Raw genomic sequence first — 17,369 nt, forward strand, 5'->3', positions numbered from 1 at the left:
CTATTTTCTATTCTCCACAAACTTTACAAATAGCACCTTTCTGCCCTTAATGCGCCTCTAACCAATTTTTGCCTACCCCTGCCTGCGCTTGTAGGGGAACAGCCCATTCTACTACCTTCTCCATCAAGGCAATAATTTGAGGTCTGACCTCGTCCAGTTCCTGTAAAGGCACATCAAAAACTAATTCATCATGCACCTGTAAAATTAACTTGGTTTTATACTTTTTCTCTTCTAAAAAAGAATCAATTTTAATCATAGCCAACTTAATTATATCGGCTGCGCTGCCTTGTATTGGCGCATTGATGGCGTTGCGCTCTGCCATGCCACGCATGGTGTAATTGCGCGAATTGATGTCGCGTAAATAACGCCTGCGCCCAAAGAGCGTTTCGACATACTCGGTCTGACGCGCCTGTGCAATGATTTCGTCCATGTACTTTTTAATGCTGGGAAACTCCCTAAAATATGCCTCTATTAGCTCATTTGCCTTTTTTGACGCAATTCCCAAACGCTCTGAAAGTCCAAACGCCGAAATACCATAGATAATACCAAAATTGGCAGTCTTGGCTTGGCGGCGCATATCTGCCGTAACCTGCTCCAAAGGGACTTGAAAAATTTTAGCCGCAGTAGCGGCATGAATATCACGACCTGCCGCAAAAGACTCTATCATCGTTTGGTCTTGGCTAAAAACTGCCATAATTCTCAATTCTATCTGGGAATAATCCACAGAAAGCAAACAATGTTGTTCATCTCTTGGTATAAAAGCCTTTCTGACCTCTCTGCCTCGCTCGGTTTTGATGGGAATATTTTGCAAGTTGGGCTGCGTAGAACTAAGCCGCCCCGTAGCGGCTACCGCCTGATTGAAAGAGGTATGCACGCGCCCCGTATGGGGGCTAATAAGGGCAGGAAGGGCATCTACATAGGTAGATTTGAGCTTTTGCAACTCTCTATATTCCAAAATATAAGGAATAATTGGGTGTTTTTCTGTTAGTTTTTGTAAAACTTTTTCGTCGGTTTGATACTGTTTGGTTTTGGCAGTTCGTTTGGCTTTTTCATCTAATTTTAATTTTTCAAATAAAATTTCACCCAACTGTTTCGGCGAATTGATAAGGAAAGAAGTGCCTGCTTGTTTGAAAATGTTTTCTTCTAAAAGTACCAATTCCTGCTCCAAATTTTTAGAATATTCCTGCAAAGCCTCTGTATCAATGCGCACCCCTTCGAGTTCCATCTTTGCCAATACCTTCACCAAAGGCATCTCCATTTGGTCAAACAACTTTTGATAATTTGCCAATGGTTCTTTTAATTTTTGATACAAGCAAAAAGTAATATCAGCATCTTCGGCGGCATATTCAAAAATTTTGGTAGGGCTTAAATCGCCCATATTTCCCTGTCCCTTTCCCTTTTTTCCGATAAGAGTTTCGATAGAAATAGGACGATAATGCAAAAGTGTTTCAGAAAGATAATCCATATTATGGCGCAAATCAGGCTCTATTAGATAATGCGCAACCATAGTATCAAAAAAAGCACCCTTTACCTCGATGCCGTATTTGTTGAGTATTTGATAATCATACTTAATATTTTGTCCTATTTTCTCAATCGCAGGATCTTCTAAAACAGACTTGAATTTGTTTAGCGTCGCCTCTCTATTTTCGAGAAGCGGCACATAAAAAGCCTCCGCCTGACGGTAGGAAAAAGAAATACCCACAATCTCCGCCTCCAAGACATCTAAACTTGTCGTTTCAGTATCAAAGGCAAAGACTTTCTGACTCCCCAAAAAATCAACAAGGGCATCAATCTCTGTGTCTGTTTGCACCAAAAAATAATCGTGTGGGCGCGTCCGTATATCGCGCTTCGGCGCGGCATTTTCCTGCTGTGCATCTTCTACCTGATGTAGCGTTTGGGCAAAATCTAACGTTTGGGCGGCAGGATTAGCAAACAAGCCTCCTAAATTAGCCGCCGCCTTGCTGTCGCTTTTTTGGGTAGGAAGGTTTTTGCTCTCACTGGAATCCTCTCCCAAAAGCCTTTTTTTGAGCGTGCGAAATTCCAATTCATCAAATATTTGAGAAAGTGCCTGCCTATCAAAAGGCTCGACGATAAGTTTTTCAGGCTCGAAAGCAATCGGAACTTCGACATCAATCGTGGCTAAGGCTTTGGAAAGCAGACCCTGTTGGGCAAAATCGCGCACATTTTCCTGCTGCTTGCCTTTGAGTTGAGCAACATTGGCAATCAAATTTTCAACACTACCAAATTCTTTTACTAATTTTATTGCCGTTTTTTCTCCAATATTCGGAATACCCGGAATGTTATCAGAAGCATCTCCCTGCAAACCCAAAATATCAATCACCTGTTCGGGGCGTTCTATTTCCCAACGCTCGCAAACTTCTTTGATGCCCCAAATTTCGGTACTACTTTTTCCTGCAAAAGGCAACTTATAGAAAAAAATATTATCTGAAACAAGTTGCGCATAATCTTTATCTATCGTAACCATATACGTTTGATACCCCTCTTTCTCTGCTTTTTTCGCCAATGTTCCTATCAAATCGTCTGCCTCATAGCCATCGAGTGCCAAAATCGGAATTTTGAGAGCCTCCAAAATGCGGCGGATATAAGGTTTGGCTGCCGTAATGCCCTCTGGCTGTTTTTGTCGGTGCGCCTTGTATTCCTCGAAGGCTTGATGGCGAAAAGTGGGGGCAGCGGTATCGAAAGCGACCCCAAAATGAGTAGGCTTTTCTTTCTGTAAAATTTCTAATATTGTATTAGTAAAACCCATAATAGCACCTGTATCCAAGCCTTTTGAAGTCAGGCGTGGATTTTTACTAAAAGCAAAATGAGCGCGATAAATCACCGCCATCGCATCAACTAAAAAGACTTTTTTTTCTCGCAAAGTAGAAAGCATGAACAAGAAAGGATTGGTGAGTGAGCAAACGAATGGGCAAAGTTAGAAAATTTTTGGTACAACCCACTGCCATTTTTAGCTCGCCACTACAAAGAGCCATGCCCTTTTGGGATATGAATTTTAAGGTCTTTACCTGACTTTATCCGACAAAGGCACACATGAAAGCTATTTTTTTCCTACCTTTGCGTTTTGTTTCTCAATTTTATTCTAATATGGAAAGCAAACGACAAAAGCAAGTCGCCAAACAGGTGCAAAAGGATTTAGGCGAAATTTTATTACATCATAATAGCCTCTGGAAAGGTGCTTTTATCACCCTAACAGACGTAAAAGTTACGCCCGATTTGAGCGTGGCACGTGTTTATATCAGCATCTTGCATGGCACACAGCAGCAGGCTGCCCCAAGCGATAAAGAAACTTTACTTCTTATTGAAGATAAAAAAGGACTTATCCGACAAGAGTTAGGACAAAAAGTGCGTCACCAGCTACGCCGCGTTCCCGAACTGCAATTTCTACTCGATACCACAGAGGCAGAAGCCCAAAAAATAGACGCACTCTTAGAAAGTTTGCACATACCTGCTCCCGAATCTGACGCTGACGCAAAACCTAAAAAAGGTACATCAGAACCGCCTCTTTCCGAAGACGACTTCTAAACGCCTCTTTTGCCTTTCTCTCTCATTTTCAAGTCTTTACCCTTCCTCTCATACCTCACTACGCCCGCTCGAATGCTTAGTTTGCTTCGTATAAATGACCCTTTTCGGCTTATTTTTCCCTTCTTACTCCTACTTTTGCTTTGGTTTCCGCATACTGCCCCGCTACAAATAGAGATGCGCTGGCTTTTGGTAGGCGAAAAAATAACAGAGTCGGCAGGGCTATATCGCAGCGTTTGGGAAAATATGATGCCGCTTTCAGCTTGGGTGTATGAGGGTATTGAGGCGATTGTAGGGCGTTCTTTTCTGACGCTCAAAATTATAGGTTTATTACTTTTATTTTATCAGGCAGCACATTTTAACTTATTCCTGATACAAAAGGATTTTTTTCAGGAACGCACCTACCTGCCTGCCTTTTTCTACGCCCTTTTAGGCAGCCTTTATTTAGACGAACTCACGCTCACGCCCCCCCTGATGGCGATGTTTTTCTTACTTTTGGTGCTTTCGCGCGTCTTTCTTTTGGCAGATAATAGCAGCGACGTTGCCCTTTTCAAAATTGGCTTCTACATTGGTATCGCAACGCTTTTCTACCTACCCAGCCTTTTTTATTTGGCTTGGCTGATGGTGGGACTTTCCGTTTTTCGCACCACTACCCTACGACAGTACCTATTATCGCTTATCGGTTTTTTATTGCCACTTTTAGCCATTCTCACCTATTTTTATTTTACAGATAGATTTTTTATCTTTTTCCAACAAACGCTATTTTTACACCTCAAATTCAAACCTTTTTGGTATTTATCTTGGCAGAGTATCGCCTTTGTGGTAGCAATTCCACTATTTTGGTTTCTTGTCTGTTATTTGCAAGTAAGCCTTAAAGGAGTGTTTCACAACTTTCAAATTTATTCGCAGCGCATGATGCTACTTTGGTTTTTGGTAGGAATTTTAGTCGTTGCTTTTACCTATGAAGTAGGAAGTTTTATTTTTATTTTTTTCGTGCCAATTTTAGCCTTTTTCTTTACTCACGCCTTGTTGTTGATAAAAAAGAGGTGGCAGGCAGAAATTTTCTTCTGGATAATTGCCCTAAGCAGTCTTACAGCCTATGGGTTAGAAACTTATCTTCCTGATTTTCAGACTTTTATACAAAAAAACAAGTTGCTTATCCAACAGCCCGCACCCGAAAAAAAATCAGATAAGCACCTTGTAATAGAAAACAAGCAGGTTTGGGTAGTAGGAAATGATTTAAGTTATTATCTAAAAAACAAAATGGCTACCCCCTACTTGAATACAGATTTGACCAAAAACTACTTTAAAAATCTTAATAACTACGAAATCATAAACAAATTATACGAAGATTTCAACCAAAATCCTCCCGAAGTTATCATCGATTTAGAAGGAGATGCCAAAAGGCTTCTCGATAAATTGCCACCCATTCGCAAAAAATACGAACAAAAAGACAATATTTATTTTCTGAAAGATAATTAGCAAATATTTTTTATACTTACTTGCTTTTTATGCTTTTGCTATTTTAGCTATTTTCAAATATAGTCTGAAAGTAGTTTCCGCCAAGTTTCGGCTTTTAGCAAACATTCTTCCCATTCCTTTTCGGGCAGCGCATCGATGGTAATGGCACTTCCGACTTGAAAAGAGCCTAATTTTTTCTTTTTATGGTACAAAAAAGTACGAATGACTACATTAAAATCAAAATCTTGTGAAGGCGATACAAAGCCTATCGCACCTGAATACAAACCTCTTTTCTGCTTTTCATAGGCTTCGATAAGTTGCATTGCCCTAATTTTGGGCGCACCCGTCATACTACCCATTGGAAAAGCATGACGCAAAGCCTCTGCCCAAGTGCAATCAGGCGCAAGCTCGGCTTCTACGGTAGAAATCATTTGGTGCAACTGCTTAAAGGTGTAAATGCCAAAAAGTTCCGTCGCTTCTGTCGTGCCAATGGTAGCACTTCGCGCCAAATCATTGCGCACCAAATCTACAATCATCATATTTTCGGCGCGTTCTTTTTCATTATTTTTCAAATAGTGTTTTAAAATTTCATCTTCTTCGGCATTTTTTCCACGTCGGATAGTACCTTTTATGGGTTGTGAAATAAGCCTTTTGCCTTCTTTTTTCAAAAAACGTTCGGGCGAGGCACAGAGTACGAAGAAATTTTGCCATTTGAGGTAAGCCGAAAAAGGCATGGGCGCGTGCTGGGAAAGTAGCGAAAAAAGGGCAATACAGTCTTGCTCCTGCAACTCAAAATTTTGAATTAGAAATTCTATACAATAATTTATTTCGTAAATATCGCCTTCTTCAATATGGTTTTTCAACTTTTCTACCTGTGCTTCATATTCTTTTTGTGTAACAGTGGGCAGTATGGTTTTCTTTTTTTGATTAGTATTAAAATACTTTTTTTTATGGGAAATAAGCCTTATATTTTCAATTTCTTGTAAAATCTTTTCAGGCTCTTTACCTTGCCAAAAAACAACTTGTTCGCTTGCTGGTAGCCATTCTATCAAATAAGTAGGTTCGAAAAAGAAACCTTCGGGCATTTCGAGCGCGTCGGGATTTTGGCTTTTTAAAAAAGATTCTATTTGATTTTTTAAATCATATCCTAAATAACCTAAAATCCAATGCTGCCTTTCTGCGGCTTGGGCTTGAAAGTCGGCTAAGGCGGTTAGAAAATCGGGCGTTTGTGCATCAGCAATCAGGGTGCGATTGCTGCCAAAAGCAAAAAAAAGACGAAACGCACCCTTTGGATACAGAATTTGAGCCGAATCGAGAGCCAAAAAAGTGTCGCAATTCAACGAGTATTGTAAGATTTTTTCTTTAAAATTTCTACTTACTTTGTATTTTTTCATGCTTAAAGGGCGATTGAGGTAATTTTTATAGGCTTAAAACTCTTATACAAGCTACCAAAACCAGCAAGAGCAACGAAAAAGGAAGGAGGTATTTCCAAGCTAACGCCATCAGTTGGTCTATGCGCAAGCGCGGATACGTCCATCTGACCCACATCTGAACATAAACGAGCAAGAGTGCCTTTGTAAAGAGCCAAAAGATAGACCAAAATGTGCCGCTTGTCCAATGCGCAAGTTGCCAAGTGCCGATATTGGGCAAGGGCGTGTTCCAACTGCCAAAAAAAAGAACCACAGCCAAAAGAGCCGAAAGGAGCATCATGCCGTATTCTGCCAGCATCAGCAAAGCCCATCGCATGCCCGAATATTCGGTTTGAAAGCCTGCAATAAGTTCGGATTCGGCTTCGGGCAAATCAAAGGGAGCGCGGTTTGCCTCTGCCAAAGATGCAATAAAAAAGATAAGAAACACAAACCCCAGCAGCGGCATCTGCACCACATGCCAAGTAGTGAAGCCCCCTATTTCTTTGAGTTCGAGACCCCAAATTGTAATTGCGGTAGGCGAAAAGATGCCTTGTTGTAGGCTTAGAATTTGCAAATCGAGGCTGCCTCCATACACTGCCACCGCCAAGAGCGAAAGGATAAGCGGAATTTCATAGGCTATCATTTGGGCGACAGCCCGCAAAGCACCATAAAGGGCAAATTTGCTATTCGATGCCCAACCTGCCAATAAAATCCCCAAAACATCAAAGGTCAGTATCGCCAAAATCGCATATATCGCTAAAGGGCTTTGCGCCGCACTGCCGCCCTGATGCAGGGGAAGTAGCGCGTAAACGCCCACAACGGAAGCAAAGACCAGAAGCGGCGCAAGTTTGAATAAAAAGCGATTGACCACCTGCGGCACAATGTCCTCCTTTTGTAGAAGTTTGAGGACATCGGCAAAGGTCTGCAAACTGCCATATTTCCCCGTCTGCATAGGTCCCAGACGGTCTTGTATCAGACCCGAAATTTTGCGCTCGGCATAGACCCCTACCAAAGCAAAGGTAAGTAAAAGTATCAAAACCGAAACAAAATAAAGCACCATAACAAGAAAAGAGCGTGTTTAGTCTTGATTTTCAGGCACATAAATCAGGGTAGAGAGGCTATCGGGCGCAAACTGCTCCTGCGCAATTTCGAGCAATAGCTCCGCCGTAATGCCATCGATGGCATCGAAGGTATCCTTCCAAGTGGGCATGTGCTGTTGCATCAGAAAATATTTCCCCATCGTAAGCATCAGCCCCGAATTGCTTTCGGCAGACATGGCAAGTTGCCCTTTTAGCTGCTGTTTGGCAGAATGAAGCTGTAATGTACCCAATTTTTGATGTCGCAATTTGTCTAATTCTTTTTCAATGAGGTGCAGCGTCTTGGGCAATGTTTTTTTGTCGGTGGCGAAATTGATAGAAAAAATCCCCGAATCAGAGAAAAAAGAAGACGAGGCTTCTACGCCATAGACCAATCCATACTTTTCGCGTAGGGTCAGATTTAGGCGCGTATTCATGCCATTGCCGCCCAAAAGGTTTGTGAGCAAGACAAAGGGCAGCCTTTTTTTGTCGTAAAAAGAATAAGTAGCTCTCCCCATCACGCCGTTGGCTTGTGAAAGCGAAGGTTTGCGCTCTTCCAAACGCTGGGCAGGGAGCGGTTTTGGCAATTCCCTTTCGAGGCTACCATAAAGGGCAGGCACATCTTCCAAATAGCGTTCTAAGGTGCGCTTGACTTTTTCGAAAGATAGGCTGCTGACCGATACAAAGATGAGTTTTTCTGTATTGAGGCGTTGGGCGATAAACTGCTCAAAATCAGGCTTTCCGAAAGACGAAACACTTTCGGGCGTACCCAAGACAGGCTGTCCCAAAGGGTGCGAGCCAAAGACAATGCCATCAAAATCGTCGTCGATGGATTCGGCAGGATTGTCGCGATACATTGCCATTTCTTCTAAAATCACGCCGCGCTCCTTGAAAATCTCCCTTTCAGGAAAGACAGAATGAAAGGTAATGTCGGTGAGTACGTCGGCGGCTTTTTCGAAATGCTCTTCCAAGATAGAGGCGTAAAAAAAGATTTGCTCTTTGGAAGTAAAAGCATTGAGTTCGCCCCCAAGCGCGTCTAAGCGGTTTAGGATATGATAGGCTTTTCGCTTCTTTGTCCCCTTAAATGCCATGTGTTCCCAAAAGTGGGCAATGCCAAGTTGGGCGGGCGTTTCGTCGCGACTGCCGATATTGAGCGCGAAGCCGCAGTGGGCAATGCGCGTATGGCTTACCTGCCTATGAATGAGGCGAATCCCGTTGGGAAAGGTATGCTGTTGGTAGTGTTCTATGTTCATTCTATCTTTTGACGTGGCACTTTTTGCCCCCAAAGAGGCTAAAAATCAGGCGGCTTTTGATTTGAGGTATCCGAAGTTGCCTTTCTCCGTAAGGTGTTCAATTTTATGAAAATCCAAAATATACGATACAAAAACCCAGTAATGGGCGTTGTTACAACGATAAAAGCCTTAAATGCACCCCACCCCAAACCCCGCCCCCATAGGGCGGGGCTTTTATGCGGTATCATTTTTTTATGCTCGCATAAAAAAATGATTTGGTTTTCGAACCCTCCCCTATGGGGGGAGGGCAGGGTGGGGGTTCAGCAGGTTTGAGCAAAGCACAAAACCCCATTTTTTGACCTTCTGACGGTTGTAGCAACGCTTAGTGATGTTAAGTTCTGCGAAAATTCTTGTTTTGTCAAATCTGACACGAAATAAAATTTGGGCTTAAACCCTAAAGGTCTTGAAGACCCTTAGGGTTTGGGGCATAGGACAAGGCACTGCCTTGTCCCTACATTCGAGCTAATTTTTAGAACTTAACATTATAGCCTTTTAGAAAGAGAAGATTAGCAATCTTTAATATGTTTTGATAATCTTTAATAATCAAGGGTAATGCGGCGTTTGCGTGGGTTTTCTTGCTGCTGTTCGGCTTGGATTTTTTTCATGCTCTCCACCACAAAACGCGCCACATGGTCTGCCGTTTCTTCCAAACACTCACGTACCAGCGAATTGGGTATGCGAAGGGTATAGTAGCCACGTCGGAAGGAGTGAAGTGTGCGTTTTAGGTCGGCTAAGGCTTGTTGGGAGCTATGATTGTGGTGCAATCCATCTACTTCCACATTTACACGTGCTTCGGGTACGGCAATATCGATGTGATTATAGCCATCGAACTTTTCTACAATCGCAGGAATGTTGCGGTGCAATAGGGCAAAATACAAAAGGCGAGCTTCAGGGGTCGTATAATTCATTTTGCTCAATAACTCTTGACGGTGTTGGGTACAGAGCGAGCCGCCAGTTTGCTGCATAGAAAGATGATGCTCTTCGGTTGGAATTTTGCTTTTACACACCAAGCAATGATAACGTTCTAATCTCTTGCTCACTTGGTCTAAAATTTATGTGAAATAAAAAAACAAACAATAAAAGGATATGAAATCTCTTGACTACAAGTCGGGGACGACAAAGCCACTGCTGCGTGCGCTTTATTCAGACAGACAAATGTATTAGGTAAAGATACACTTTTTTTAGTAGCCTGCCAAATTTGACTGCCATTTTTTGTTGCTTTTTTATACAAGACGTTCATAGCCAGCGGATAGAAAAGCCTTTTTAGCGCACCTGCACTTCAAGCCCTTCCACTTCCCAATTTGCGCGTACTTCTATTTCCTTTCCAAAATGCACCACTTTTTCGGGCAAAACGCGCTGCTCGAAACTGCCATTTTCCCATCTGCCATTCCTATTTTCATCTACCAAAAGGCGCAACTTCTTCTTTCCTGCGCTCAAATAATTGACCTCAAAGGGCATTTCGCCATTTTTGATGTCGAGGTACAATTCCTTTTCTACCTTATCGCCAAGCCCCAAGACCTGCAAAAAAACGGGATAAGGCGACACTATTTTTCCGCGCATAAGACCCAAATCTTCTACCTTGTTTTTCATATATTCCAACTTTGTTTCCTGCGTCAGGGTGTCATTTTCTATCGAAACAAAGGTTTTGGGTCTGAAATTGAAGGCAATGCGCGACTCGAAGGGAATGGATTTGAGCAAGCGCAAAGTTTGCCTATCTTTGCTCAAAAGCCAATCGGTAGGCGCAAAGGTAGTGTAATTTTTGAGCGTATCGATGGTATAGCCCATGCTGTCAAAATCTATGGACAAGACGGGCTTTGAAAAAGTAAGCACCAAAGAGTCGAGCTGCTCGATGTCGGGACTTTGACGCACACTATTGGCAGGCGATTCTTTTGCCGAAAAGCTCATCTTCGCTTTGCGCTTGACTTCCTCGAAGCGGACAGTTAGGGTTGTATCTAAGGTTACGTCGGTAGAATCGGTTATGCGCAAAGTGGTACGTACCGAATCGGGCGTTTCGTTTTTATTGAAAAAGGTGATAACGCCTTCTTCTATTTTGGGAAAAAAGAGCGTATCGTAGCGCGAATCGGCAAAGCTAATTTCTGCATTTTTGATGCCCTTGTTGTATTTGACTTCAAAAAATTGACTTCTGGGTCTGGCACTCACAAATTTAAACCTACGCAAATCGTAGTCAGCGAGGTATAAAAATTGGGGTTCGATTTTAGGCTGTCGAATGGCTATTTCTTGGGTCAGGAAGCCTATTTTTTCGCCATGTTTGTTGTATTTGTAATCGCCTTTGTCTTCTTGTAGGGCGTAGAGAAAATAGTCGCCTGCCTTGATGTTGGAGATGATAAAGTAGCCTGTGGTGTCGGTTTTGGCATAATAAAGTGGCTTATCATTTTGCACATCGAGCGTATCTTTGGCGTTGTAGAGCGTAACCAAAACGCTTTTGGCGGGCTTATCGGCTAATAAATTCTTGACGATACCTTCTACATAAAAAGAGTCGATTTGCTGCCACGTGCTAAAAGCAATTTTGATGTTCTCTGGCTTATTAAATTCGGTAATGTCGCCTATGCTTTCGCCAAAAAAAAGCGAATAAGTGGTACTATCGGCAAAGGGCTTTTCGAAGTCTAAAAGTAAAAGGTTGCGCTTGATGCGGTGCTTAAACTTGCTATCGATGTTGGGAACAATTTGCAGTTCTTGGGTCAGATTTTTTACCTGTATGTCTTCATCAAATTGTAAAATAATCTGTGTGCCTTTGAAATTGGTAGATTGGTCGCTGGGAAAGGTCGCTACCAACTTAGGCGAAGTTTCATCTTTGGGACCGCCCGAAGGCATACTTTGGCTGGCACAACTTTGTAGCAACCACGCCAAACTGCCAACGCCTACTACCATCAAAAACCAAGAAAAAAGAGCTTCAAAACGCATGCGAAAGAAATAAAAAACGTGAGAAAGAGATAAATTTCGCCTCTACCTTTTGAATAGGCAAAAGGCAAGGCGAAAAGTTTGTGTTGTTTTTATTTAAAAAAAATGAAATAAAATTTTGTATCAAAATTCAAAACAAGACCAAAATAAACTTTTATTTCGCTCAAAATTCGAAAATACTTTTTTTTCATAAAGCCTACCGACAAAGCAGTAATGTTAAGTTCTGTAATAAAATTTGGACTTAAACCCTAAGGGTCTTGAAGACCCTTAGGGTTTGGAGCATAGGACAAGGCACTGCCTTGTACCTACATTCGAACCTATTTTTTAGAATTTAACATCACTAACCACAAAGGGCAAGACAAAATTGAGGCGGTTGATTTTAAAGGGCAGGAGTTTGCAACTGCTTTTCCAAATGCGCTGCAATCTCTTTGGCTATTGCTAACTCGTCTTTGGTGTCAGACTTGTAGCTATTTTTAACCATAAAAACGGCATTTGAAGTAGCAACTAACAACTTTTTCGACTCTGGCTCCCAAAAGGCTTGTTTTCCAACCCCTTCCACAGGCGTAGTGGGGCGTTCTATGAAATTTTTGTTGTTGGCAGGGTCTTTTACTTTGGCAAAAACGGCTTTCTGACGCGCAAATTCTTCGTCGAGCGATTTGGCATCTTTCAAAATCTGCCCTTTGGCGTAATGCACCTGAATTATATGGTCGTAGGATTGTATCTCCCCGCCTTTTGCGTTTTGTGCCTGAATTTGTTGCCAATTCGTTTTGCGCCAACGAAAGTTGGAAATAAGCAACATCATGGCTTTGTTGTGCTTGACTTCCACTGCCGTATCAGGCGCAATGTTGCAAAGGGAGCGTATCCACTCCTCTTGTAGGACAACTTCGGCGCGAATCAATCCCGTCTTTGCTTCCACAGGCGCGAGGACTACTTTTCCTTCGCCTGCCTCTGCCGTTTGAGCGGTAGTATCGGTCGCATTTTCTTGTTTTTTTTCTTGACTACAAGCACCTAATAACAAAAGCGCACATAAAAGGCAAGAAAAAGAAAGCGGAGCGGCTCTAAAAGTATGTAACAGGGTCATTGTCAATCTTTTTTGGGCGTAAGGATTTGAATAAAGGGGGCATCGAAATCCCGATAGATTCCAAGCCTGATAAAATAAGCCACAAAGATAAGCAAAATACAATGCGCCGCTCCGCTTTTATCAATCTTTAAGAAAAGTTATCTTTACTGCTTGTATCATTCGAGCAACCAATTTTCTGCCTTTTCGGGGTCGTCGAAAAAGCGTTGGTCTAAAAAGTTCGCTACCTGTTGCCCATCTTCCACAGCTTGCTCGATGCTTAGTTGCGCAATTTCGTCTGTCGTAACAACAAACGCCAACTTTTCTACTCCTGCCTGCGGCGCAACGGGATAGACATTTTCAGAAATCCACTCCTGCACTTCTGGCGGAATGGTATAAGTAGAAGGACGCGCATCTATCAAGACACATCTGGGACTTAATTCTTTTAAAGCGCGAACATAGTGTCGCATGGTGGCTTTGTATGCCTCTTCGGTAGTGTCGTAAGTGGTGCGCCAAAGGGTATGCAGGTACTTACGGGTTTCTTGATAGTGTATCAAGATAAGGTCGTCTTCGTGAAAAATTGCGAAATCGGGTTTCATGTTGATAAAAATTTTGTCAAAAGTTTGTATAAAAATTTATTTGAAAGCTGGTTAAAAACATTAAATTTGATTGTTTTGATAGCATTTCACTTTTGCAGCCATGCGAATAGGTGAGAGCAGGCTTTATCCCTACCCTCACCTATTAGATGTTTTGTTTAGAAAAAATGTTTAAAACGTTGGCTTTTCAAGGCTGTCTTATTTCCACATCACTTTATCAAAAAGCAAGATGGCTTTTTCCTGAAACTCGCCTAATTTCTGCAAGTTTTCTTTATCAGCTTTGAAATTCCAATCCTTCAAAATAGGGTGATTTTTCGTAATATCAGAGCCTTCTATCAAAGGAAACTCGCACTCGGAATTTGCATAGGTAGCCTGCGCTTCGGCACTGGTAAGAAATTCCAAAAGCAAGCGGGCATTTTCCAAATTAGGGGCATTTTTGGCAATCCCTGCGCCGCTGATGTTGATATGTGTGCCACGATTGCTCTGGTTTGGAAAGCACACGCCTACCATTTCTGCCGCTTTGCGCACTTCCTCGTCTTGGTCTTTTAGCATCTGTGCCAAATAGTAGCTATTGACAACGGCAATTTCACCCTCACCTGCGGCAATGGCTTTAATCTGGTCGCGGTCGCCGCCTTTGGGTTCGCGTGCCATATTTGCGACAACCCCCTTCGCCCATTTTTCTGCCGCTTCTTCGCCGCTGCTGGCAAGGATAGAAGCCATAAGCGACTGATTGTAAGGATTTTCCGAAGAGCGAATCAAAAGTTTGCCTTTCCATTTGGCATCTGCCAAATTTTCATAGTTGAAGGTGCTATCCAAATTGTGTTTCTTTTTGTCAAAAACAATTACACGCGCCCGCGTCGTAAGGGCAAACCATTGATTATCAGCATCACGCAAATAGGCAGGCACTTGGCTATTGAGCGTTTCGGAAACCAAAGGCTGCAAAAGTCCCTTCATCTTGGCACGCTGCAATCTGCCTGCGTCGGCGGTAATAAACAAGTCGGCAGGCGAGTCTGCACCCTCCATTTCCATTTTGTTCATCAATTCATCGGCAGAAGCCTTCACCACATTCACCTTGATACCTGTGCGCTCCTCAAAAATTTTATAGAGCGAATCGTCAGAAGCATAGTGTCTTTGCGAATACAGATTGACAACCTTTGCCGAGTCTTTTTTCTCCTCTACTACCTGATTTTCAGTACCTTGTCCTTCTTTCTTCTGACAAGACATCATACCCAAAAGAAGCGAAAGAACGGTAAGCAAGGGTAAAAAGACCTTAGACTTTTTGAAGTGTAACATATACGAGTGGGGTTAGAATGAAAAGACTTATTTAGAATGATTTTAAATAAAACACAAAGGTAGGGCTTCTCTTTTTAAAAACAAACCCAAACGAGGCAAAAAGCCGCGAAAAAGTCAATAAAAAACTAACAGATCTCAAAGAACTGTTAGTTTTTGGTTTTTGGTCGTTTGTGGGACACAAACAACGGCGAAACAACGGCGAACATTTTTCAGATACTTTTGTTTTTGGTCTTATTTATTGCAACCAACTCTCTATTTCTTCTTTGGTGGCAGCTTTGATGTCTAATTTCATTTTTTTACGCATACCGCCAATATCGTTTAGAAGTTTGGAAGCGGAGGCTTTTTTGAGTTCTTCTATGGTTAGAAAGCCCAACTTTTGAAGAATGGGAATTAGCTCCTCTCTGATGCCAAGTGCAGTGTAGTCTTCTTTTTTGGCTACTTGGGGCTGTTTTTCAGGGCGCATTTGGGGGAAAAACAAAACATCTTGAATAGAAGGTTGATTGGTCATTAACATCGTAAGCCTATCCATACCGATACCCATACCCGAAGTAGGGGGCATACCGTACTCTAAGGCGCGAAGGAAGTCCAAATCAATACGCATTGCCTCATCATCACCTGCGTGCAGAAGTCCCATCTGCTCTTCAAAACGCTCGCGCTGGTCTATGGGGTCGTTTAGCTCGGAATAGGCATTGCAAAGTTCTTTTCCATTGACCATTAACTCAAAACGCTCCGTTAGGGTAGGGTCGTTACGGTGCTTTTTACAAAGTGGCGACATCTCCAAAGGATAATCTGTAATGAAGGTAGGCTGTATGTAATGTTTTTCGGCATATTCACCAAAAATTTCATCAATGAGCTTGCCTTTGCCCATACTTTCGTCCGTTTCTATCTTCAATTTCTGACAAACTTCTCTTAATTGAGCAATGTCCATTTTAGAAATATCAATACCCGTATGTTCTTCTATTGCCTGATACATCGTAACGCGACGATAAGGGGCTTTGAAATCGATGATTTTATCGCCTACCTGCACCTGCGTTGTGCCGTGTACATCTAAGGCTACTTTTTCGAGCATTTGTTCGGTAAATTCCATCATCCAATTATAGTCTTTGTAGGCTACATAGATTTCCATTACCGTAAATTCGGGGTTGTGGGTTCTATCCATACCCTCATTTCGGAAGTCTTTGGCAAATTCATAAACGCCTTCAAACCCCCCTACAATAAGCCTTTTGAGATACAATTCGTTTGCGATACGCAAATAAAGCGGCATATCTAAGGCGTTGTGATGGGTAGTGAAAGGACGCGCAGCCGCCCCTCCAGGAATGGCTTGTAAGATAGGCGTTTCTACTTCTAAATAGCCTTTGTCATTAAAAAATTGACGCAAGGATTGAAATATTTGTGTGCGCTTTCTAAAAACCTCCTTCACCTGCGGATTGACCACCAAATCTACATAACGCTGACGGTATCGCAATTCGGGGTCTGAAAATTCGTCGTAGCGCACGACATTTCCAGCCTCATCTTTGCTTTCTTTTACAATCGGAAGCGGACGTAAGGTTTTGGCTAAAACCGTCAATTTTTGTACGTGCAGCGTGGTTTCTCCTAATTGTGTTTTGAAAATAAACCCTTTGACTCCTATAAAATCGCCAATGTCTAATAGCTTTTTAAAGACTGTATTGTAAAGTGTCTTATCTTCTTGGAGACAAATATCATCACGGCGTACATAAATCTGCATTCTGCCCTTGCTATCCTGAATTTCGGCAAAGGAGGCACTGCCTTGAATACGGAAGCTCATTATTCTGCCTGCCATACAAACCGATTCAAACTTTTGAGGTTCTTTTTCGCCCTCTGCTTCAAATTTTCGCTTTATATCTTCGGAATAATCAGATACGGGATAGAGTGCCGCAGGATAAGGCTCAATGCCCAATTTGCGAAGCTCCTCGAGCTTGCCTCGGCGCAACATTTCTTGTTCGCTCAGAATTTGCATAGAATAGAGATTGATTTTTTTTTATCTAAAAGGCAAAGGTAAGGCGAAAAAATGATAGCCGCAAATTATTTTTTAGTCCTCTGAAACCGTCGACGAGGCTGTTAGCCGTCGGCGAGGTTTTTTGTTTTTAAACTGTAGCGCGAAGCTCCAGCTTCGCACATCTATAGAAAACCTATCTTGTCCCTGTATTGGTGTGGGAAGATGACATTTTCCCTCATTTTCGACCACCCAAAACGATAAATGGTTTTGTAACCTGCTATTTTTTGTTTATTTTTGTGTAAGGCATCTTGATGATAAAGGCAAACTTTACCAGTCTAATTTTATATGATTTATAGCTATTTTTTTGAAATATCATACCTTACACCCAAACGGCAAAAATATCCTTCCCTTTGTGGTGTATCCATTCTTCGCGCCAAGAGGGTTTTTCCCTATCATCAAATATCAAGAGCCAGCCTTTGATAGCACCCTGAATCTCCAAATAATTCACAAGTTGCTCCAAACCCCTTTGGTGAGAGGCTTCACCACGCCAAATTTTAAGCTCGACGATATGTTTTTCAGACAAATACGTAACCACTATATCCAAACGTTTCTCCTCCGAAGTTTCAACCTCTTTAAAATCATGTCCCTTACCATTGATTATTGGTTTTAAAAATGCTAAAAATATCAAACGCCATTCTCGCTCTATCAACTTATTATTTTTTTCACTATACTGCTCTTTCATAAACGATTGAAACTTACGAAGCACCTT

The 17,369-nt window shown here is 42.0% G+C and carries 13 protein-coding genes; 2 read left to right on the forward strand and 11 right to left on the reverse strand.

What is annotated here, in order from left to right:
* Positions 1–46: 46 nt before the first annotated feature.
* Positions 47–2,893 (reverse strand): DNA polymerase I, encoded by a 2,847-nt coding sequence (gene polA / locus G500_RS0104565; protein WP_035756302.1) that lies wholly within the window; start codon positions 2,891–2,893, stop codon positions 47–49.
* A 212-nt stretch (positions 2,894–3,105) separates the two neighbouring features.
* Here polA and rbfA point away from each other — a divergent pair, with 212 nt between their 5' ends.
* Together rbfA and G500_RS0104580 are read left to right on the forward strand one after the other, a co-directional pair.
* Positions 3,106–3,543, forward strand: a complete 438-nt coding sequence (gene rbfA / locus G500_RS22335; RefSeq protein ID WP_051203284.1) for a 30S ribosome-binding factor RbfA — start codon at positions 3,106–3,108, stop codon at positions 3,541–3,543.
* A gap of 72 nt (positions 3,544–3,615) precedes the next feature.
* Entirely contained in the window at positions 3,616–5,022 is a 1,407-nt protein-coding gene (locus tag G500_RS0104580; protein WP_027001729.1) for a hypothetical protein, read from the forward strand.
* A 53-nt stretch (positions 5,023–5,075) separates the two neighbouring features.
* On the opposite strand, the gene G500_RS0104585 is transcribed toward G500_RS0104580, so the two are convergent.
* From G500_RS0104585 to G500_RS0104650, 10 genes are all read right to left on the reverse strand, one after another.
* Positions 5,076–6,395 (reverse strand): anthranilate synthase component I family protein, encoded by a 1,320-nt coding sequence (locus G500_RS0104585; RefSeq protein WP_027001730.1) that lies wholly within the window; start codon positions 6,393–6,395, stop codon positions 5,076–5,078.
* A 25-nt stretch (positions 6,396–6,420) separates the two neighbouring features.
* The gene (locus G500_RS0104590; RefSeq protein ID WP_027001731.1) at positions 6,421–7,470 is read right to left on the reverse strand and encodes a complex I subunit 1/NuoH family protein; all 1,050 of its coding nucleotides are present in this window, start codon (positions 7,468–7,470) and stop codon (positions 6,421–6,423) included.
* Between the two features lie 18 nt (positions 7,471–7,488).
* Complete coding sequence (locus G500_RS0104595; RefSeq protein WP_211220136.1) at positions 7,489–8,739, reverse strand: M16 family metallopeptidase; 1,251 nt, start codon at positions 8,737–8,739, stop codon at positions 7,489–7,491.
* 575 nt (positions 8,740–9,314) lie between these two features.
* Positions 9,315–9,743: a DUF559 domain-containing protein gene (locus G500_RS0104610; protein ID WP_027001734.1), complete on the reverse strand. Its 429-nt coding sequence runs from the start codon at positions 9,741–9,743 to the stop codon at positions 9,315–9,317.
* Positions 9,744–10,041: 298 nt separating this feature from the next.
* Positions 10,042–11,700 carry an Ig-like domain-containing domain gene (locus G500_RS0104615; protein ID WP_027001735.1) on the reverse strand — a complete coding sequence of 553 codons (1,659 nt, stop codon included), beginning with the start codon at positions 11,698–11,700 and terminating at the stop codon, positions 10,042–10,044.
* Positions 11,701–12,076: 376 nt separating this feature from the next.
* Positions 12,077–12,778: a hypothetical protein gene (locus G500_RS0104625; RefSeq protein WP_027001736.1), complete on the reverse strand. Its 702-nt coding sequence runs from the start codon at positions 12,776–12,778 to the stop codon at positions 12,077–12,079.
* Between the two features lie 155 nt (positions 12,779–12,933).
* Positions 12,934–13,353, reverse strand: coding sequence for a hypothetical protein (locus G500_RS0104635; protein WP_027001737.1), 420 nt, complete (start codon positions 13,351–13,353; stop codon positions 12,934–12,936).
* 195 nt (positions 13,354–13,548) lie between these two features.
* The gene (locus tag G500_RS0104640) at positions 13,549–14,643 is read right to left on the reverse strand and encodes a Fe(3+) ABC transporter substrate-binding protein (protein ID WP_027001738.1); all 1,095 of its coding nucleotides are present in this window, start codon (positions 14,641–14,643) and stop codon (positions 13,549–13,551) included.
* Positions 14,644–14,878: 235 nt separating this feature from the next.
* Positions 14,879–16,621 carry a lysine--tRNA ligase gene (gene lysS, locus G500_RS0104645; RefSeq protein WP_027001739.1) on the reverse strand — a complete coding sequence of 581 codons (1,743 nt, stop codon included), beginning with the start codon at positions 16,619–16,621 and terminating at the stop codon, positions 14,879–14,881.
* 358 nt (positions 16,622–16,979) lie between these two features.
* The coding region (locus G500_RS0104650) for a GxxExxY protein (protein WP_027001740.1) at positions 16,980–17,369 on the reverse strand (390 nt) is incomplete at its 5' end.

It is taken from the genome of Hugenholtzia roseola DSM 9546, from assembly GCF_000422585.1.
GTDB classification, from domain to species: Bacteria; Bacteroidota; Bacteroidia; order Cytophagales; family Bernardetiaceae; genus Hugenholtzia; species Hugenholtzia roseola.